The following is an 18,758-nucleotide window of genomic DNA, read 5'->3' as shown; positions in this document are numbered from 1 at the left end:
GGCGTCATGTCGACGCCTGGAATTCCCGCTTCCCCTGAAGTCACACACAGCATGGGCCATTATCTGATGGCGGTGCGCGATCAGTTAAAAGAGATGGGCTATGCGCGGGTGACGGATATCGCCTCGCGCCTGAATATCTCGCGCAGCAGCGTTTCGGTCGCGCTGGCTTCGCTTCGCGATAAAGGCTACCTCTCAGAAGACAACAATCACTTCTTCAAACTGACCCATGAAGGCAAAAACCTTGCCGCGCAAATCTATGCGAACCACCTCTTGCTCGAAACCTTTTTTGAAAAAATCCTGGGCGTTTCCGAAGACACCGCGCTGGTCGATTCCTGCCAGATTGAGCACCTGTTAAGCGCCGAAACCAGCCGCAAGTTATACTGCCTGGTCCACTACTTTCTCGACAACCAAAACCAGATCAAAACCTTGCACGACAATATCGAAAGTTACCGCCTTAGCTGCCCGCATCGAGAAGAATGCGACCTCTGCAAAAACGAACAGAGTTGCCCCTTCATGGAAATTGAGAGCTACGCAAAAGACGAGTAATTAGATGGGTGGCGTCCGCCTCTCTATGAGCGCCTGTTATACAAAAAAACGCCGCAGCGATGATTCAACCGCTGCGGCGTTCATTTATTTTAATGGGAAATTACCGTTAGCCTTTTAACGCCTCGACGACTTTGTCCGCCACTTCGGCGAGTCCATCAGCGACCAGAAAATTAAAGTCCGATTCTTCGAGCATCTTGCGCGCTTCTTCGGAGTTGGTGCCGCGCAAGCGAATCACTACCGGGACATTCACCTCGACTTGCTTCATCGCTTCAATCACGCCGCCCGCGACCCGGTCGCAACGCACGATGCCGCCGAAGATGTTAATCAACACCGCTTTGACGTTTTGGTCAGACATCAAAATACGAAACGCCGCCGCGACGCGCTCGACGCTGGCGGTGCCGCCCACATCGAGAAAATTCGCGGGCATAGAGCCAGCCAGTTTGACAAGGTCCATGGTCGCCATCGCCAGACCGGCGCCGTTGACCATACAGCCCACTTCGCCGTCGAGTTTGATGTAATTCAAGTCGTGTTTGGAGGCTTCAACTTCGAGCGGGTCTTCTTCGCTCACGTCGCGCAGTTCGACAAAATCGGGGTGACGATACAACGCGTTGTCGTCAAAGTTGACTTTGGCGTCCAGCGCGATAATGCGCCCGTCTTCGGTCACGACCAGCGGATTAATTTCTGCGAGAGAGGCGTCGGTCGCCTCGAAGGCTTTGTAGAGTTTCATCAAAAACGCTGCGCACGACAGCGCTTCTTTGCCGTTGAGGCCGATGCCAAAAGCCAACGCCCGCGCTTGATATCCCGTCAACCCGACCGACGGATCAATAAACGCTTTCAGGATTTTCTCGGGCGACTTTTCGGCGACTTCTTCGATCTCGACGCCGCCCTCATTTGACGCCATCACGACAACCGATTCCGACGCGCGGTCAATCACCACGCCGATGTACAGTTCCTGTTTGATCGGCAGGCCTTCTTCGACCAGCACCTTCAACACTTCCTTGCCTTCCGGCCCGGTTTGGTGGGTGACCAGGTTCATGCCGAGAATCTCGCCCGCCAGTTTTTTGGCTTCGTCGGGCGACTTGGCGAGTTTGACGCCGCCGCCTTTGCCGCGGCCCCCTGCGTGAATCTGCGCTTTGACGACGACAACATCACTGCCGAGTTCTTTGGCGAAGCCTACAATCTGAGAAGGATTGTCTGCCACAAAACCGCGCGGAACAGGCACGTTGAACTTGCGCAGTATTTCTTTGGCTTGATATTCATGAATCTTCATTGCATGGCTCCTAACCTTGAGTCCGATTATTTGTCTTCGTCGTCGCTGGTTTCAGAAAGTTGCTTAACCGTCTCTTCAAGTTCATTGATTCGTTTTTCAAAGTCTTTTTGTTCGTCGCCCACTGTATCAAGCCGTTCCGCATTTTTGGCTGACAAGTCGCTCGACTGGTCTTTGCGAATCGTCTTAATCGCGTTGCGGGCGCGTTCACGCAACCCTTCGTTGCGCCCGCCGACAGTTGGGCCTGCGTCGGCGTATTCCTGCAAGTAGGGGACCGCGTCTTCATGGCGTAAGTTTTGCAGCCCGGTGATGGCCGCGCCCTGGATGCGATGCGAGGTGGATTGCAGTTGTTTCACCAGGAAATCCAACGCATCCTCTTCATGCGATTCTAATTCGCGCGCCCAGGTTCCCAAGTTTGTCATGGCATGAATGCGCAGGTCGCGATGATACGGGTCATTGGCGTATTTATAAAGCGTAGCGTATAACTTTTTGTCTTTGAAATCGACCAGCGCACCAATCACAGCCCGGCGAATATATTCACGGAACGATTCGCGGTCTAACTTTGAGCGTAAAACGGGTACGGCTTTTTCGGCCTTGATGCGAGACAATGAACGCGCCGCCGCCGCAACAACGCGGACGCTGGCGTCATTTTTAAACACGCCGATCAACGCGTCCGCAACCTGTTCGTTTTTATAAAACCCGCCAAGCGTCGTAACAACATTGCGGCGAACGTGGGGATCATCTACTGCGATGAATTCTAACAGCGCCTCGCGGGCGGCGTCGGTCTTAATCGAACCCAGCGCGCCGACGGCGTTTTCTCGAACCCGGCGGAAGTTGTTTTCATCTTTCACCGCCGCCGCCAACGCATCGACGATCCGGTCGGCGGTTTCATCTTTTAACGCATCAATAGCGCGAATCTTCACGATGACGGAGGAGCCGTCTTTCAGATCGCGCAACAACATGTCAGTTGATTTTTTGTGTTCCAACTCCATCAACACCATCAGTTGCGGATCAATCACCACCGATTGCGGCGCCTTGTCGCAATCGACGAACACGCTTTCATCTTTTTTCGTAATCTCGACGGTCTTAACGAACGAACCGTCGTCGGTCACGATCTCGACGTCCAGCGGGAAAGTAAACGCCAAGCGGCCTTCTTCCATCTCCTGAGTTTGCTGAACGCGCACTTTGACCTGCTTGCGCTCCGGCATCCACTCATGCGTCACTTTGACCTTAGGATGGCCAGGGCTGTACACCCATTGCTCAAAGAAGCGGTCCATCGGACGTCCGGTCACTTTTTCGACGGCTTCCATCAGGTCATCGGTATCAACCAAGCCGGGGCCGGTTTCTAAATACGTCTTCAATGTTTTGCGAAACAGTTCTTCTCCCAATTGACGATGCAGCATCGACAAAACAAATCCGCCCTTAGGGTATGAATGGGCGTCGAACATCTCGCGCGGGTTGGGGTATTTATTGGTGACAATGGCGCGCTGATAACTGCGCGAAGCGCCAATGTAGCCATTCATGTCATCGAGAATTTTGACGAGATAATAATCCTGCCCGGATTCATGGCGGCGCCAGAGACATTCGAGATAGGTCGCGAAACTTTCGTTCAACCACAGGTGGTCCCACTTTTCGCAGGTAAGCCAATCGCCGAACCACTGATGAATCATTTCATGTGAAATCAGATCGTCATATTCAACGTCAAGCCGCGCTTCTTCATCTATGGTCAGCCACTCAAACATGGTGGTCGCAGTGGTGTGTTCCATGCCGCCCGCGTTGAAATAACGCACCATCGACTGCGCGTATTTTTCATACGGATACGGAAAATCCAGCCAATTACTGAAAAACTCCAACATGGCGGGCGTCTTGCTCAGGCTAGGAATCGCGTCGTCTGCGCGTCCGGCTTCGACGTAATATTCAACCGGGATACCGCGCCAGTCTTCATCGCGCACAATATCAAAATCGCCGACAACCAATGAGACCAAATAGGTGGTATGCGGCGTTTCCTGCTTCCAATGGTCGGTACGCCAACCGCCTTGTTCTTTGGAACCGACGAGCAAACCATTCGAAAGCGTGACGAACTTCTTCGGGACCGTCGCGATCAGTTCGGTTTGGATGCGGTCATTGGGATAATCAAAATTGGGGAACCACATCGCCGCGCCGAACGGTTCATTCAACGTATAGAGTTGATCGGGATGTTTCGGCGGGATGGAGTCGGGCGCCGAAAAATACATGCCTTCTTGCGGCCAGGCTCTATAGCCAATCGAAATCGAAAGTTGGCGGCCCATCGGCAAGGCTTTTGGAAATTCAATATAAATCTGATTGTCCAGATATTGCCAATCAAATTCCAATCCATCAAATGAAACGCTTTGAATCTCCATATCGACCGCATCAAAGCGCATGGCGGTTACTTCGTCATGGATGGGGCGAAAGAAATAGACCACGTTGCCCTTCACCGCTTTGTCATCCATCTCAATGGTGACATCCAAAATCATGCGTTCAAAATCAACGGTGCGGTCTTGACGGTAGTGGCGCGGGTATTCGCCGTCGACCAGTTTCGGCGGGAACAATCCATGCGCACAGGTAAAGTCTTCTTCAGCCATTGAAGGAAATGAAAACGCCAGACAGATTGTAACAAATACAGAGAACATAGAAATATGTTTCATCATGATTGCCTTTCGCAGGGGATTGAGTTTCTCATTATAAACCGACGCATTCACGAAACTAGACCATGCAGGCGCCTCTTGCGCTTCTCAATTGGGCCGGTTTTTGTAACAATACCCCAACCATAGCGGGAGGGAACAACATGCCGAATTTATATGGAAAAAGTTGGACGCGCAAACAGATCCAAAAATACGCGGGCGCCTCGTGGCAAACCGGCGCCGTCCGCAAGTTACGTTTCGCCGAAGGGCCGGAAGACGGCACCGAAGTATTTCAATTCGACGCGGGCAACGGCTTGCAGTTTAACGTGTTGCCCCATCGCGCACTCGATATCGCCGGAGCGTCGTTCTGCGGGGCGTCGTTGTGTTATCACTCTCACACCGGCGAAGCCCACCCGGCCTACTACGACCCACAGGGGATCGGGTTTCTCAAAACATTCAACGCGGGCCTGCTCACCACTTGCGGGTTAAGTTGGGCGGGTGCGCCATGCGAAGACGAAGGCCAACCGCTCGGCCTGCATGGCCGCATATCGCATATCCCCGCGCGGCAGCTAAAGTACGGCGAAGAATGGGTCGGCAATACCAAGCGCCTGTTTGTCTCCGGCGAAGTGCGCGAGAGCCACCTCTTCGGCCCCAATCTGGTGCTGAGCCGCACCATCTCTACCGAAGTCGGCTCGCATACCATCCGCATCGAAGACAAAGTGCGCAATGAAAACTTTGAGAAATCGCCGCACATGATGCTCTACCACATCAACCTCGGCTTTCCGGTGTTGAGTGAAAATTCCGAACTGGCGATCAACTCAAACGTATGGGCGCGCGATCCGTTTTCGGCGTCCGGCTTAGACGACCATCGTCGCTTTACGACGCCCGCGCCCAACATTGCCGAACAGGTTTTTTATCACGACGTAAAGGCCGATTCAAAAGGCTTCGCCAGCGCCGCGCTGCTCAACCCGTCCTTCAACCAGGGGCAAGGCTTGGGCGTGCAGGTGCGCTATCGCAAAAAAGAACTGTTCCGCTTCGCCCAATGGAAAAACCAACGCGCTGGGATGTTCGTCTGCGGGCTGGAACCATGCAACTGCCGCGTTCAAGGCCGCGATCTTGAACGCCAGGAAGGCACACTCGAATTTTTGAAACCCGGCGAAGAACGAAGCTATTTGGTCGAAATTCGCGTCTTACCTGATAACAACGCGATCGAAGAAGTCCGTTCAACGATTGTCGCGAAACGCCCTACGCCGAAAAAGCGGGTGCGCCGAAAAAAGTAACCCTCCAGGTTTGAGGTAGTTACATGTTCCTTATTGAAAATATCAGACTTTAATGCAACACTATTTTACACAAAACCAAACAAATAGCGCCAATTCGCAAATATTTATTGCATTTCTGTAAAATATATGTTATAGTATGAACATCGAATGAGCACCCTGCGAATTACATGCGAATGCTTTAAATAAGCGAGTTGGCGCCAATGAATGCAAAACCGGGGAAATTCGTAGAGTTTTTAAAATCACAGCGAAGACACGTCCGCTGCGTGATGTGCGGTCATGGCCTCACCTCTGAATACGAACCGCAAATTGACGCTTTCCCCATCTTTCACACGGCAAAAACCGGACGCCCGTTTTGCGAGGTCGATTTTTATTCGACGCTCATTCGCATTTACTTGCATATTCACCATCAGGGCAATAGCGTATCCATTAGCGCCTTGATCCATGATATGGACTGGGTCGAACCGATTCAGATGAAAAAAGAATTAGTCACTTGGTGTTTAGGGCGAGGATATCTGGCAATGGATTCGCTCAAGCGAATCGAGGTGCCGCCGCCCGTTTCCGAAGCCTGCCTGGAAATGTTCGAGATGCGGCAACTACAAAGTTTTGACGGGCGCGCACACGCTGTCGAGATATTGTCCGCTGCGTTGAAATGTACGAAATCAGAATTACAACCCGTCGCGCAGGAAGACATGCCGCTCAAATATGACACCCCTGACCACGGCAGCATTTCAGAACTTCCGTTAGAAGTGGAAGAAGAACCCGGAATGCACACCACCGAACAAACTGGCGCCAGCGATTACAACAAGCGCACCAGCAGCGTTCAGCAATCAATTGAACAATTTCGCGGTTAGATCTACTTTCAGAGAACAGGCAATGGCCTAGTTCAACCTTCAATCTCTTCTTCACAATCATCGTCGCCCTCGCCGTCATCGCCGCGCTCTAACATGCCGTATACTTTCTTACGGCACGGCGCACAAAGGTCGAGTTCAAACGCAAAGTGAACTTCGTCGCTTAACTCTTTCTCGCTTCTCTGTTCAGCGAGTTCGATTAAGCGCTCCATCTCTTGCTGAACGTCTTTTTTGCGTCCGCTGGCGGATTCATCAAACACGCCTCCATCGTAGGCGCAAAACAACTCGCCTTTCATCACGAACCGCGGGCGGCCAATTTCAATTAAACAACCGCATAGGTCGCAAACAAACTTGATTCCACGCTGATTATCCATCACCATCCCCCTAAGACATTATCACCCACGACAAAGGGGAAAGACAATGGGAGCGAACACGCAAACCGCCGCATGTGTTATTCAAATCGACAGCCCGTTAGGGCCGGTTACCATTGCGGCAAACCAAAAAAGCCTGTTGAGCGTGTGCCTTGGAGAAGACGGCGCAGCAAAAACCCACGAGCGCCTCGAACATTGGAACATCCCCATCACGGATAAAGCGACCCCCGCCGCCAAGAAAACCGAGCGCGAACTCAAGCAATATTTCGCTGGAAAGAACAAACGCTTCACCGTCCCGGTTGAGTTTCATGGCCCGGCGTTTCATCAGGAAGTATGGACGGCGTTGAAAGAGGTGCCCTTCGGCGAAGTGCTTTCGTATGGGGAGTTGGCCGAACTCGCGGGGCGCCCCTTCGCCGCGCGCGCCGTCGGACAGGCGATGGCGAACAACAACATCCCGATTGTGGTTCCCTGCCATCGCGTGATCGGCTCATCGGGCAAACTACACGGCTTCACCGGCGGCCTGCACATCAAAGAACACCTGCTCAAACACGAAGGGGTGGAAGTAAAACGATAACGATCAATACCCCATTCCAGTTGTTGACAGGCGAATGCGCAGCAGCGCTTCATCCGCCGTGATGTAGAGCGTCTTACCGTCGTCGCCGAAGGCGCAGTTCGCCGTGGCGCGTTCGGTTTTGATCGTACCAAGATATTTGCCCTTGGAGTCAATCACCAACACGCCGCCCGGCCCGGTCGCGAATACATTGCCTTTCGCATCCACTTTCATCCCGTCGCCGCCGCCTTTGCGGCCGATCCAACGCGCATCAAAAAACACCCGCCCATTTCCTGTCGATCCGTCATCGTCAACATCAAACGCCATCCAGACAGGATTACCTCCATCAGAATTCGCGACATACAGCGTTTTGTAATCAGGCGAAAATGCGATCCCGTTTGGACGTGACATCTCATCGGTCACGATATGCAAACCGCCTTTTGCGTCCAGCCGATAGACGCCTTGAAAGTCCAACTCTTTTAACGGGTCGTCCATATTTTTTTCTAACCCATAGGGCGGATCGGTAAAATAGAGGTCGCCGTTTTTATGGTAGACTGCGTCATTGGGACTATTCAACTTTTTGCCTTTGTAAGCCCCCGCCAAGGTAACAAACGACGCCTTGGGCGATTTGACAGGCGCGTCCATCCGCGCCATGCGGCGGTCGCCATGCTGGCACATCACCAAGCGCCCCAGCGAATCGAGCAGCAATCCATTCGAGCCGGGCTCGCCGCCGCGCGGGGTTGATCCGGTATAACCCGACGGCGTTAAGTAGACGGACAACCCGTCTTTCTCGCTCCAACGATAGATGCGGTTCGGCGGGATATCGCAGAAGAGCAGGTACTTACCGTCACGCACCCACAACGGGCCTTCAGACCAATCAAACCCCTTGGCGACCATCTCCAGGCTGGAGGTCTTCGGGACAAGCGCGTCCATTTCTTTCTCGGCGTATTCAACCGACCCAACCATGGGATACGGTTTATCAATGCCCTTCGGCTCCTGAGCAGCCGCATTTTGAAAAACGCTTAGTAAGCAGAAGAGACCGAAAATGCAATTCTTCATGGATAGATTCATCAAACACGCTCCTGAATGCTTCTATTCAATTTGAAGATGTAAGTCCAAGGATGGAGAAACAAAAATGGATCCACGCAATCCTTTCATATATACAGATAAGAAGTCAAGCAGAATTCGCGAGGCTGCATCAGCCTGACGCATTGATTTCTTCAATAAAAATTGCGAGAATGAAAGTTCCACAATGCTTCCGCATAATGAATCATCCATCTGAGGTTTTCCACAACATTTTTTTTGCTTTGTATGAATGGGACAGATTTTGGGAACACGTTACCGTCAAATATTTGTTGGCGCGTATGCGCTATTTGCTCTATGCAGCGTTGCGCCTCTCGCTTTCTCGAATGATGATGGCGTCGAGTTTTTCGAAAAGCGGGTTCGCCCGGTATTGGCGAAGAACTGCTATCTCTGTCACGGCAGCCAATTGCAGCAAGCCAAACTCTCGCTCAACTCACCCGCTGCGATTCTGGCGGGCGGCGACAGCGGCCCCGCCGTTGTCGCGGGCGATCCGACACGCAGCCCGTTAGTTCGCGCGATCCGTCATGAAGACGGCTTTGCCAACATGCCCCCCAGCGGCAAGTTGACGGACGAACAAATCGCCGACATCGTTGCATGGGTCGAAAACGGCGCTGTGATGCCGGACGCAAGCCAAGCGGTGCAATCCACTCAACCGGGAATCGATTTTGAAGCCGGGCGCCAACACTGGGCGTTTCAGCCTCTGCAAACCATTGAGCCGCCCAGCCTCGAAAACGAATGGGCCAAGACGCCAATAGACGCTTTTCTATTATCTAAAATGCAAGATCATGGGTTAACACCCGCTGCGCCTGCTGAAAAACAGACCTTACTGCGCCGCGTCACTTATGACCTGACCGGGCTGCCGCCCACGTCCGACGAACTCGAAGCCTTTTTGTCTGACGATTCGCCGCGCGCTTTTGAAACCGTCGTCGACCGCTTGCTCGGTTCGCCGCATTATGGCGAACGCTGGGGACGCCATTGGCTCGATCTGGTGCGCTACGCCGAAACCGACGGTCACGAATTCGACAAAGACAAACCCAACGCATGGCGTTATCGCGACTACGTCATCCGCGCGTTTAATGATGACGTTCCCTACGAGCGTTTTGTGAAAGAACACATCGCTGGCGACCAAATGGACGACCCGCGCATTGATCCGAAAACCGGATACGCCGAGTCGCCTGTCGCCACCGGTTTCTACTGGATGGGCGACGTGGTCAACAGCCCGGTTGATCCATTCAAAGCCCACGCCGACCGCCTCGAAAATCAGGTGGATGTATTCGGCAAATCGTTTCTGGGGCTAACCCTTGCTTGTGCGCGTTGCCACGACCACAAATTCGACCCTGTCTCGGATGAAGACTACTACGCAATCGCGGGCATCTTCCAAAGTTCACGCGTCCGCTCGTCTGTCATCGACTCGCCGAAAACCCAAACGCAACACGCCGAAATTATTGACAAGATCAAAACCATCGACCGCGCCATTGCCGAAACAACGGTCAAATCGGTCTTCGCAAAAACCAAAGACGCGTTGCTCGCGGCGCGCTCTATTCATCAAAACAAACAAAGCAAGCCTGACATTTTGTTTGACGATTTTGAAAGCGGTTCTTATGACAATTGGCGCATCGAAGGCGAAGCCTTCCATGATTCGCCGCCTCACGCCCGCGACATTTATCGCGAACGCCCCGTCGAAAACTGGCGTGGGCGTTTTATAGCCGACTCGCTTCACAATAGTTCCGATGAATATACCGGATCGCTTCAATCGAACTCGTTTTCCATTCAACGAAACTACATAGAGTTTCTCATCGGCGGCGGCGATCACAAAAACAAAACCTGCGTCAATCTGGTGATCGATGGCGAAACCGTACTCACCGCAACGGGTCGCAACTCTGACCGCTTCTCAGAAGTGCAATGGGACGTCCGTCCCTATTGGAACCAAGAAGCGCGTTTAGAAATCGTCGACCACGCGAAAGGCGCATGGGGCCACATCATCGTCGACCACATTCGCTTGACCGACGCAGGCGAGCCGTCGTTTGAGCAAGTCGCCGATGTCGCGAGCGACAACGGAATGTCTCCGATGCAACTGCAAGGCTGGCTGCGGGCCGTCGCACAGTCGAAAGACGGTCCGGCGGCGCTGCTCTATCCCTGGGCGCAGTTGATGAATGAAAACGAGCGTTTTAGAGAGCGTCTTGATGATGTCAGCAGCGGCCTCGTTCAAAAAGAAAACAACATTCGTCGGATCAATTACGACGTTGTGTATGAAGATTTCTTACGACAATCCCAACAAGAATGGATCGCCACCGGCGACGCCTTCAACGACGCGCTGCAATGGAACCCCAGCAGCCCCTATCAAATGTTGAAAGGCGACCGTCTCGCCCGCCAGCCGGGCGCGGGGTTTATTCATAGCGGCCTCATTTCACCGCAATTCGTCGGCGCAATGATTTCACCGATTTTCATTACCGAAAAACGCTTCGTCCATGTTCGCATGGCGGGCAATGGCTATACCAACGTGGTCTCGGACGAGTTCCGCGCCCGCAATCAGAAGGCGTCGAGTTACGATGAATTTCGCTGGTACACTCACGATCTGATGATGTATGAAAACAAGCGCAATTACATTGAAATCGTCGATCATGACCCGGAAGGCTACGTCGTCGTTGATCAAATTTTGTTCTCTGACGAGCGCAAGCCGCCCAGCGGACCGCTGCCGACTCAAACCGATGCGCCGCATCCGGCGATCATTCAATTGCTCGAACAAACGCCGGACAATATACAACAACTCGCAGCCGCCTATCAGAACATATTCACCGATGCGTTAGTCAAATGGAACCTGGGAGTCAACGAACCGGCGCAAGCGAACTTGGTTGACCTCATGCTCAGTTGGCAAGGCCCTTGTAGCGATTGGCAGGCGACGCAAACCACGCTGGGCGTTCCCGACCAACAGCGGCTTCAATCCTTAATGCAAATTCGCGAAGAATATGAAAAGCAAATTAACGAAACCGCGTTTGCGCTCACCATGACCGATGACGACCCGCGTGACATGCGGCTGCATATTCGCGGCAATCACCTCACCCTGAGCGATCCTGTACCGCGCGGATTCCTGACCGTCCTTGCGGGAGAAAACCAACCGCCAATTCGCAACGGCAGCGGGCGCAAACAACTCGCGCAACGCATGTTTCAGACCGCGCCCCCCCTGCTGGCGCGGGTAATGGTCAACCGTATCTGGCAGCACCATTTCGTCAATGCGCTGGTGCGAACGCCCGACAACTTCGGCCTCAACGGCGCACGACCGACTCACCCCAAGTTGCTTGATTTTCTTGCGGCCCAATTCATCCAAAACAGATGGTCGGTCAAAGCCATGCACCGCTTGATGCTCTTGACAAACGCCTATCAAATGTCAAATTTGGCTTCGCCCTCTGCGTTGGACGCCGACCCGCTCAACCAGTACGTCCATCACATCCCGGTGCGACGGTTGGAAGCCGAAAGCATACGCGACGCCATGTTGGCGGTGTCTGGTCGCCTGGAACCAGAACTCTTCGGCCCAAGCGTGGCGCCCCACCTGACGCCTTACATGGACGGACGCGGGCGCCCCGGCGAGTCCGGCCCGCTCGACGGCGACGGACGCCGCAGTATCTACATCAACGTGCGCCGTAATTTCATGACGCCCCTATTCGTTGCGTTTGATTATCCGCCTCCCATTTCCGCTATCGGCAAGCGCGGCTCATCGACCGTGCCCGCGCAAGCGCTAACGCTGCTCAATAACGAGTTTGTCTATCAGCAGGCTGAAACCTGGGCGCAGCGCATTCTCGCCGACGGGCCGCGCGACCCGCGCAAACGTATTCAACAAATGTACCTCGATGCGTTTTCACGACTGCCCGAACCGAATGAAACGCAAGCGCTGATGGAATTTATTGAACAGCAGTCAAAACGCTACGACGACAAAGACGACATCCAACTCTGGCGCGACGTTTGTCATGCGCTGTTTAATGTCATGGAATTTATTTTTGTGAATTAGAGTTTGGTATCTAAATCGTGTGTCATCGCGAGATTGCTTCTGTCGTATACACGCCCTCGTAATGACATAAAAGAACAAGGCGGCGGAAACATGGTTTGCGACAATCGCGCATCATCACTCTCGCGCAGAGACTTCTTATCCAAAAGCGCGTTGGGCTTCGGCTCATTGGCGCTGACCGCACTGATGCACGACCCGGCGTACGCGTCGATCTATGAAGACCCCAGCCGCATCAAACAACCGATGGCGCCGCTGCCGCCGCAATTTTCGCCCAAAGTAAAAAACGTCATTTTTCTCTTTATGGAAGGCGGCCCCTCGCAAGTCGACACCTTCGATTACAAGCCGCGCCTCGAAAAAGAAAAAGGCCAACCCATCAAGATGGACGTCCCCATGACTCAGTTTAACAACGTCGGGACGGTCTTACCCTCGCCCTGGGAATTTAAACAACGCGGCGAAAGCGGCATGTGGGTCAGCGAATTGTTTCCCCACGTCGCCAAGTGCGCCGACGACCTCGCCGTCATTCATTCGATGACGTCAAAGTTTTCCGAACACACCTCAGCCAATTACTTCGTCCACTCCGGTTTCGGTCAACAGGGCCGCCCCAGCATGGGCTCGTGGGTCACCTACGGTCTGGGTAGTGAATCGCACAACTTCCCGGGCTTTATTGTGCTCGACAGCGGGTTGATTCCACCCGGCGGGATGGAAATATTCGGTAGTGGCTTCTTGCCCGCCGCCTATCAAGGTTCGTTGTTTCGCAACAAAGAACAGCCGGTCGCCGACATCGTCCCAAAAGAAGAGACCCCGCAATTGCAGAAAGAAAAACTCACCCTGCTGCAATCGTTAAATCAAATCGTGTTGGAACGCATGGGCGGCGACGACAAACTCGAAGCGACGATCTCGAATTATGAACTTGCGTTTCGCATGCAATCCGCCGTGCCGGAACTGACCAACCTACAGGAAGAAAGCAAAGCCACCCGCGACTCATACGGCATCGGCAAGGAACCCACCGACCGCTTCGGGCGCCAATGTCTGACGGCGCGGCGCCTGATTGAGCGCGGAGTGCGTTTCATTGAGTTGCTCCCGCCCAGTATGCCGGGGCATGACCGCTGGGACCAGCACAGCCGCTTGTTTGAAGGGCACCGCGACAACTCCGCTGCGGTCGACCAACCCATCGCAGCGCTGTTACAAGACCTCAAGGCGCACGGCCTGTTTGATTCAACGCTAGTGATCTGGGGCGGCGAGTTTGGACGCACCCCGATGGCGCAAGGCAGCAACGGGCGCGACCACAACCCCTACGGCTTCACCATGTGGATGGCGGGCGGCGGCGTCAAAGGCGGGACCGTCTACGGCTCAACCGATGACTATGGCTACTACGCCGTCGAGAACGTCACCGAAATTCACGACCTCCACGCCACCATGCTTCACCTGCTCGGCATCGACCACGAAAAATTGACCTACTTCTACGGCGGACGGGGTATGCGCCTCACCGACGTACACGGCAAACTCATCGAAGGCGTGTTGGTATAAATAATTTTAAGATGGCATCAGGAGCGGGTGCATCTCTCTTCGCTTCGGTGCGGGCTTTACGCCCTCTATGCACAGGCGCTCACAGAGTTGCACCCGCTCCTTTTCATACCGTTTAAGATTCTTGGCAGGGTGGCAAGGGCGCGAAGCGGACATCTCTTGAATCAATAAAACGAAACAGGCCGCTTCGGTTTCGAAGCGGCCTGCATGTATGCTTTGAATTAGACGTTATATTATTACGCGTTTGTTTCCTGCATGTGCTTCAAGTCGGCTTCGACTTCGCCAATCGGCATCACGCCAAATTTCTCGACGAGTACGTTCAACACCGCCGGCGTAACGAAGGCAGGCAACTTCGGCCCAAGGCGAACATTCTTCACGCCCAGGTGAAGCAGCGCCAGCAAGACGCAAACGGCTTTTTGTTCATACCACGAAACCACCAGCGACAACGGCAGACTGTTGATGTCCGTTTCGAACGCGTCCGCCAACGCCATCGCGACGCGCACCGCTGAGTACGCATCGTTGCACTGCCCCATGTCGAGCAGACGTGGGATGCCGCCAATGTCGCCCATGTCGCAATCAACCACGCGGAACTTGCCGCAGCCCAGCGTCAACACAACCCAGTCTTTAGGCATGGTCTCAGCCATCTCTGTGTAGTAGTTGCGTCCCGGCTCAGCGCCGTCGCAACCGCCGATCAACACGAAGCGCTTAATGGCGCCCTGCTTGACCGCATCGATGACTTTGTCAGCAAGGCCTAACACCGCGTGATGGCCAAAACCGACATTGTGGAACTTTTCGGGGCTATCGTCAGTAAAGCCCGGCGCTGCTTCAGCCGCCGCAATCACGCCGGAGAAGTCGCCATTGGTAATATGGGGAATGTCCTTCCAACCCACCACGCCGCTGGTGAAGAGTTGGTTTTTGTATTCCGGCTGCGGTTCCATGATGCAATTGGTGGTCATCAGAATCGCGCCGGGGAACTGCTTAAATTCTTGTTTCTGGCGCATCCAGGCGCCGCCAAAATGTCCAACCAGGTGCGAATATTTTTTCAGTTCGGGGTAACCGTGAGCAGGCAGCATCTCGCCGTGCGTATAAATATTGATTCCCTTGCCTTCGGTTTGCTTGAGCAGTTCTTCCAGGTCTTTGAGGTCATGGCCTGAGACGAGAATGGCCTTGCCTTTTTTGTGTCCCATCAAGACCGGGGTCGGCGTCGGGTTGCCGTAGGTGCCGGTATTGGCTGAATCAAGCAGCGCCAGTACGCTCACCGACATCTCGCCGCAACGAAGGTTCATGCCCAGCAGTTCATCGACTGTGGGGTTTGGCTTCGTCGTAAAGTCCATTGCTTCATGGGTGAATGCAAACAACGCGGGGTCGCTCTTACCAAGAACGAGGGCGTGAGTTCCATACGCCGCGAGGCCTTTGAGACCATAGATCAAGAGTTCCTGCAAGCCGACCAAATCGTCGCCGATTGACTCAACCCGCGAGCGGATCGAAACCAGTTCACCTTGGCGCACGAGTTCGTCGAATTGATCGACGTATCGCCAAGCCGCAGGCCCGGCCAACGTCTCGGGTTGCTGTCCGGCTTTTTGACAAGCGCTCTCATACAAGCCTTTGGCTTTCTCGCGCATGTCGGCGGCGTCTTTCACCCATTGGGCGATGCGCTGCGCATCAAAGTTCACGTTCGTCACTGTCACGAACAGTGCACGGAACACAAAAACATCGACGTCTTCATCGCGAACGCCCAATTGAGCAGCGCGGTTCGCATACATCGAAACGCCTTTAGTCACATACACTAGTAAATCCTGCATCGCAGCGGTTTGCGGATCTTTACCGCAAACGCCCCGTTCGACGCAGCCTGTTCCATGAGCCGTTTGTTCACATTGGTAGCAAAACATATTCTTCCTCCTGATGCGTTATATCCGTATGAACGGGATTGATTGTTAAAGTAATGTCCAATTTACGTCTTTTTTTTGAATGACTTGATCAAATGTTAATGTATTGAGAACTTTCTCAATTTTAGGTCGTTGTTTGCCCCAGAATTCATGGACCGGGCAGGGTTTGTTGCATGAGCAGGTCGGCAATCCCAACAAACATTTCGAGCGCCATTCCGTTCCTTCAATCGCGTCAACAACATCCATCATCGTGATGCTTTTCGCGTCCGAGGCGAATATGATTCCGCCTTTGTAACCCCGCTTGCCTTTCAAGATTCCCGCCTGGCTCAATTTGTGAATCAATTTCGAGAGATACGGTTTGCTGATGCCGGTTTTGTCGGCGATGGATTGTTCTTGAATGAATTCCTCGCCGTTCGGGTCCAGGCAACTCAGCGCCATGATGGCGTATCCAGCAGTTTGAGACAGGGTCAACACGCTCTTTTTCTCCACCGTTTTTTATAGCATACCATTAATAACCCCAATGTCAACTATTAAAATTACCCACAGGTGATTTGTTGTTTATTTTGGAGAAAAAAAGGAGGATGCCTTAAACAGCATCCCCCTTTAAGTAAGACGCGTTACACTTATTTCGAATAACGGGCTTGGAATTCTTTCTGGCGCTTTTCCCGCTCCGCGATCTCTTCCGGCGTCTGTTTATTCAGGAACCAACGATGGTTATCATCGTTCAGAATTTCTTCCAAACGCGTCTGCAATTTCTGCGCCGCTGCGACTTTCTCCTGATCGGAAGAATGCAGCCCTTTTTCGATCACTTCTTCTAATTCTGAATTTGTGTGGCGGCCACTTGGCCTTGCCGGGCGTAATCAATGGCTTCACCCAAAATTCGCGCGGCCTCTTGGGGCGCGTGAAAGCCCATCGAATTTTCCGCCGCGATATAATCCAGGCGCCATTGGGCTTTGCGCTGTAGCTCCAGCGCCTCTTTTAATTGTTCATCGGTCGCGTTGTTGTCTTTCGCGGCTTGGATGGCGTCTAGCTGGCCCATCAACGCATCGCCCGCTCTTTGAAGCAGGTTGAAGTTTTTCTCTTGAATCGAGTCAACCCGCGCCAACAGTTCGTCTTCACTCAGATGGTGGCAGGTCTGGCAAGCGCGGTTGACATTGAGCAGAGGACTACGCACCCAGTGGTCTGACACCTTGGTGGCGCCGTCTCGTTGATATGGCATGTGGCAGTCAGCGCAAGAGACGCCGGAGCGTGAATGGATGCCTTGCGACCACAACTCAAATTCGGGGTGTTGCACCTTTAAGATTTCAGCGCCGCTCTCTTTGTGTTTGTAGTCGAAGAAGCGTCCGCCGTCGGGCATCGTGGTTTCGTTCCAGTGGGCTTCCAAGTTTTCCATCTTAAGGCCTTTACTCCAGGGGAACTCCAATGGAAAGGCGCTGGAGCAGTAGTATTCGACGTGGCACTGGCCGCAAACAAACGAGCGCATTTCCGTTCGCGTCGCGAGCATGTTTGGGTCGTAATCTTCGCTTTGGCTGCCTTCTCTCCATCTTCCGATAGAAGGCAGCTGCGGCAGTGGGTAGTCAGATTTCGCCAAGGCTTGGATGCCCAATATGAAGCCGGGCCGCGTCACCCTTAACTTCATGTTGTCGGGATCGTGACAATCCACACAAGAAACCGGGTGGGAGTGACCGCTATCGTGAAGCATTTTGCTCATGTCTTGATATGACAATTTGTGGGTTTGTTTGAAGCCGGCGATCGCATCGCCGTCGCCCAACTCGCGGTAGAGCGGCATGACCGAAGCGTGGCAATGGAGGCATGAACCAGTCTGAGGCTTGGTTACGCGCAATGTGTTTTTTTGGTCTTCTAGCATAAACGCGTGGCCGCGGCGGTCGCGGTAATCAATGGAGAACGCATAACCCAAAAACATGCGCTTCAGCCAGGGGTCGCGCTCAATCTTCTGTTCCGGCAGCGCTTCGCTTCCGCCGTGCCCGCCAAAGCGGGTGCGCGTCGATTGGGCGGTCAACAGATATGACTCATATTGTTTCGGCCAGTTCACGCCCCACTTGGCAGGGTCAGTATCGTCTTCGGTGACATCGACCAGCTCGATATAGCGTTTCGCCGCTTCGTTTTTGCGTTCCAAAATGTTCATCAACAAGGCTGTGACTAACACGCTGGCGATGCATGTGACCACGATAATGACAATGTATCCTTTGGATGATATAGACATAGTTAAACCCCAATCTGTTATGAATAAAAATTACTTTCCTGCTGGTTCAAATTTCCCTAGCCCGACAGTCTCGCCATGGCCAACCGAGCGGTGGCAATGCAGGCAATTGATTCCGGTCTCATCTGATACGAGACCGGGCAAAATTTCATGCACCATTCCCTCATGGCAATGCAGGCAATTTTCGTGCAGCACTTTCAGGTTCTTTTCCCGGATAAAAATCGGTTCGGGAAAGTCTTGAAAGGTGAATCCCTTTGAATGCCAATAGCCGTTTTCAGCTTTGGCGATCCATTTACCAACAAAATCATGGGGCAGATGGCAGTCGACGCAATTGGCAACAGTGTGATGGCTGGCTTTCTGCCATGAATCAAACTGCGGCTGCATGATGTGGCAATTCACGCAGGCGGCGGGGTCTTTGCTGAAATACGAAAATCCTTCGCCATAGATAAACGTGTATCCACTCAAGCCCAAAAACGCGCCGATTACAATGGCTGATACGACACGCCATTTAGTGTTTTTTATGGCTGAACCTTCGCTCAT

Annotated in this window: 16 protein-coding genes; 6 read left to right on the top strand and 10 right to left on the bottom strand. The window is 53.2% G+C overall.

The annotated features are described in order from the left end of the window. Positions 1-6 precede the first annotated feature (6 nt). Positions 7-546, top strand: a complete 540-nt coding sequence (locus P9L94_13535; protein ID MDP8245100.1) for a metal-dependent transcriptional regulator — start codon at positions 7-9, stop codon at positions 544-546. 106 nt (positions 547-652) lie between these two features. Here the strand turns inward: P9L94_13535 and sucC are convergent, their stop codons facing one another. Next, complete coding sequence (gene sucC, locus P9L94_13530) at positions 653-1,816, bottom strand: ADP-forming succinate--CoA ligase subunit beta (GenBank protein MDP8245099.1); 1,164 nt, start codon at positions 1,814-1,816, stop codon at positions 653-655. A 26-nt stretch (positions 1,817-1,842) separates the two neighbouring features. Beyond that, complete coding sequence (locus P9L94_13525; GenBank protein ID MDP8245098.1) at positions 1,843-4,482, bottom strand: M1 family aminopeptidase; 2,640 nt, start codon at positions 4,480-4,482, stop codon at positions 1,843-1,845. A gap of 137 nt (positions 4,483-4,619) precedes the next feature. Between P9L94_13525 and P9L94_13520 the strand changes: the two genes are divergently transcribed. Both P9L94_13520 and P9L94_13515 read left to right on the top strand, forming a co-directional pair. Continuing rightward, positions 4,620-5,735: an aldose 1-epimerase family protein gene (locus P9L94_13520; protein MDP8245097.1), complete on the top strand. Its 1,116-nt coding sequence runs from the start codon at positions 4,620-4,622 to the stop codon at positions 5,733-5,735. A 200-nt stretch (positions 5,736-5,935) separates the two neighbouring features. Continuing rightward, positions 5,936-6,586, top strand: a complete 651-nt coding sequence (locus tag P9L94_13515; GenBank protein ID MDP8245096.1) for a hypothetical protein — start codon at positions 5,936-5,938, stop codon at positions 6,584-6,586. 32 nt (positions 6,587-6,618) lie between these two features. Here the strand turns inward: P9L94_13515 and P9L94_13510 are convergent, their stop codons facing one another. After that, positions 6,619-6,957: a hypothetical protein gene (locus tag P9L94_13510; protein MDP8245095.1), complete on the bottom strand. Its 339-nt coding sequence runs from the start codon at positions 6,955-6,957 to the stop codon at positions 6,619-6,621. A gap of 46 nt (positions 6,958-7,003) precedes the next feature. On the opposite strand from P9L94_13510, the gene P9L94_13505 reads away from it, so the two are divergent. Then, positions 7,004-7,528, top strand: a complete 525-nt coding sequence (locus tag P9L94_13505; GenBank protein ID MDP8245094.1) for a methylated-DNA--[protein]-cysteine S-methyltransferase — start codon at positions 7,004-7,006, stop codon at positions 7,526-7,528. Between the two features lie 3 nt (positions 7,529-7,531). On the opposite strand, the gene P9L94_13500 is transcribed toward P9L94_13505, so the two are convergent. Continuing rightward, positions 7,532-8,575, bottom strand: coding sequence for an SMP-30/gluconolactonase/LRE family protein (locus P9L94_13500; GenBank protein ID MDP8245093.1), 1,044 nt, complete (start codon positions 8,573-8,575; stop codon positions 7,532-7,534). Positions 8,576-8,596: 21 nt separating this feature from the next. Further along, positions 8,597-8,782, bottom strand: coding sequence for a hypothetical protein (locus P9L94_13495; GenBank protein ID MDP8245092.1), 186 nt, complete (start codon positions 8,780-8,782; stop codon positions 8,597-8,599). Positions 8,783-8,831: 49 nt separating this feature from the next. Between P9L94_13495 and P9L94_13490 the strand changes: the two genes are divergently transcribed. Continuing rightward, positions 8,832-12,590 (top strand): PSD1 and planctomycete cytochrome C domain-containing protein, encoded by a 3,759-nt coding sequence (locus P9L94_13490; protein ID MDP8245091.1) that lies wholly within the window; start codon positions 8,832-8,834, stop codon positions 12,588-12,590. Positions 12,591-12,680: 90 nt separating this feature from the next. Next, on the top strand, positions 12,681-14,114 hold the full coding sequence (locus tag P9L94_13485) for a DUF1501 domain-containing protein (GenBank protein ID MDP8245090.1): 1,434 nt from the start codon (positions 12,681-12,683) through the stop codon (positions 14,112-14,114). Between the two features lie 233 nt (positions 14,115-14,347). Here the strand turns inward: P9L94_13485 and hcp are convergent, their stop codons facing one another. The 5 genes from hcp to nrfH form a co-directional block, all read right to left on the bottom strand. Further along, positions 14,348-16,000 carry a hydroxylamine reductase gene (hcp, locus tag P9L94_13480; protein ID MDP8245089.1) on the bottom strand — a complete coding sequence of 551 codons (1,653 nt, stop codon included), beginning with the start codon at positions 15,998-16,000 and terminating at the stop codon, positions 14,348-14,350. 45 nt (positions 16,001-16,045) lie between these two features. Next, complete coding sequence (locus P9L94_13475; GenBank protein ID MDP8245088.1) at positions 16,046-16,471, bottom strand: Rrf2 family transcriptional regulator; 426 nt, start codon at positions 16,469-16,471, stop codon at positions 16,046-16,048. Between the two features lie 149 nt (positions 16,472-16,620). Further along, complete coding sequence (locus P9L94_13470; protein ID MDP8245087.1) at positions 16,621-16,806, bottom strand: hypothetical protein; 186 nt, start codon at positions 16,804-16,806, stop codon at positions 16,621-16,623. A 5-nt stretch (positions 16,807-16,811) separates the two neighbouring features. Beyond that, positions 16,812-18,221 carry an ammonia-forming cytochrome c nitrite reductase subunit c552 gene (locus tag P9L94_13465; protein MDP8245086.1) on the bottom strand — a complete coding sequence of 470 codons (1,410 nt, stop codon included), beginning with the start codon at positions 18,219-18,221 and terminating at the stop codon, positions 16,812-16,814. Between the two features lie 30 nt (positions 18,222-18,251). Further along, positions 18,252-18,758 carry a cytochrome c nitrite reductase small subunit gene (nrfH, locus tag P9L94_13460; GenBank protein ID MDP8245085.1) on the bottom strand — a complete coding sequence of 169 codons (507 nt, stop codon included), beginning with the start codon at positions 18,756-18,758 and terminating at the stop codon, positions 18,252-18,254.

It is taken from the genome of Candidatus Hinthialibacter antarcticus (assembly GCA_030765645.1).
Classification (GTDB): Bacteria; Hinthialibacterota; Hinthialibacteria; order Hinthialibacterales; family Hinthialibacteraceae; genus Hinthialibacter; species Hinthialibacter antarcticus.
Note: the sequence above shows the minus strand (reverse complement) of the source record. Positions and strands in the feature narration are given on the sequence as shown.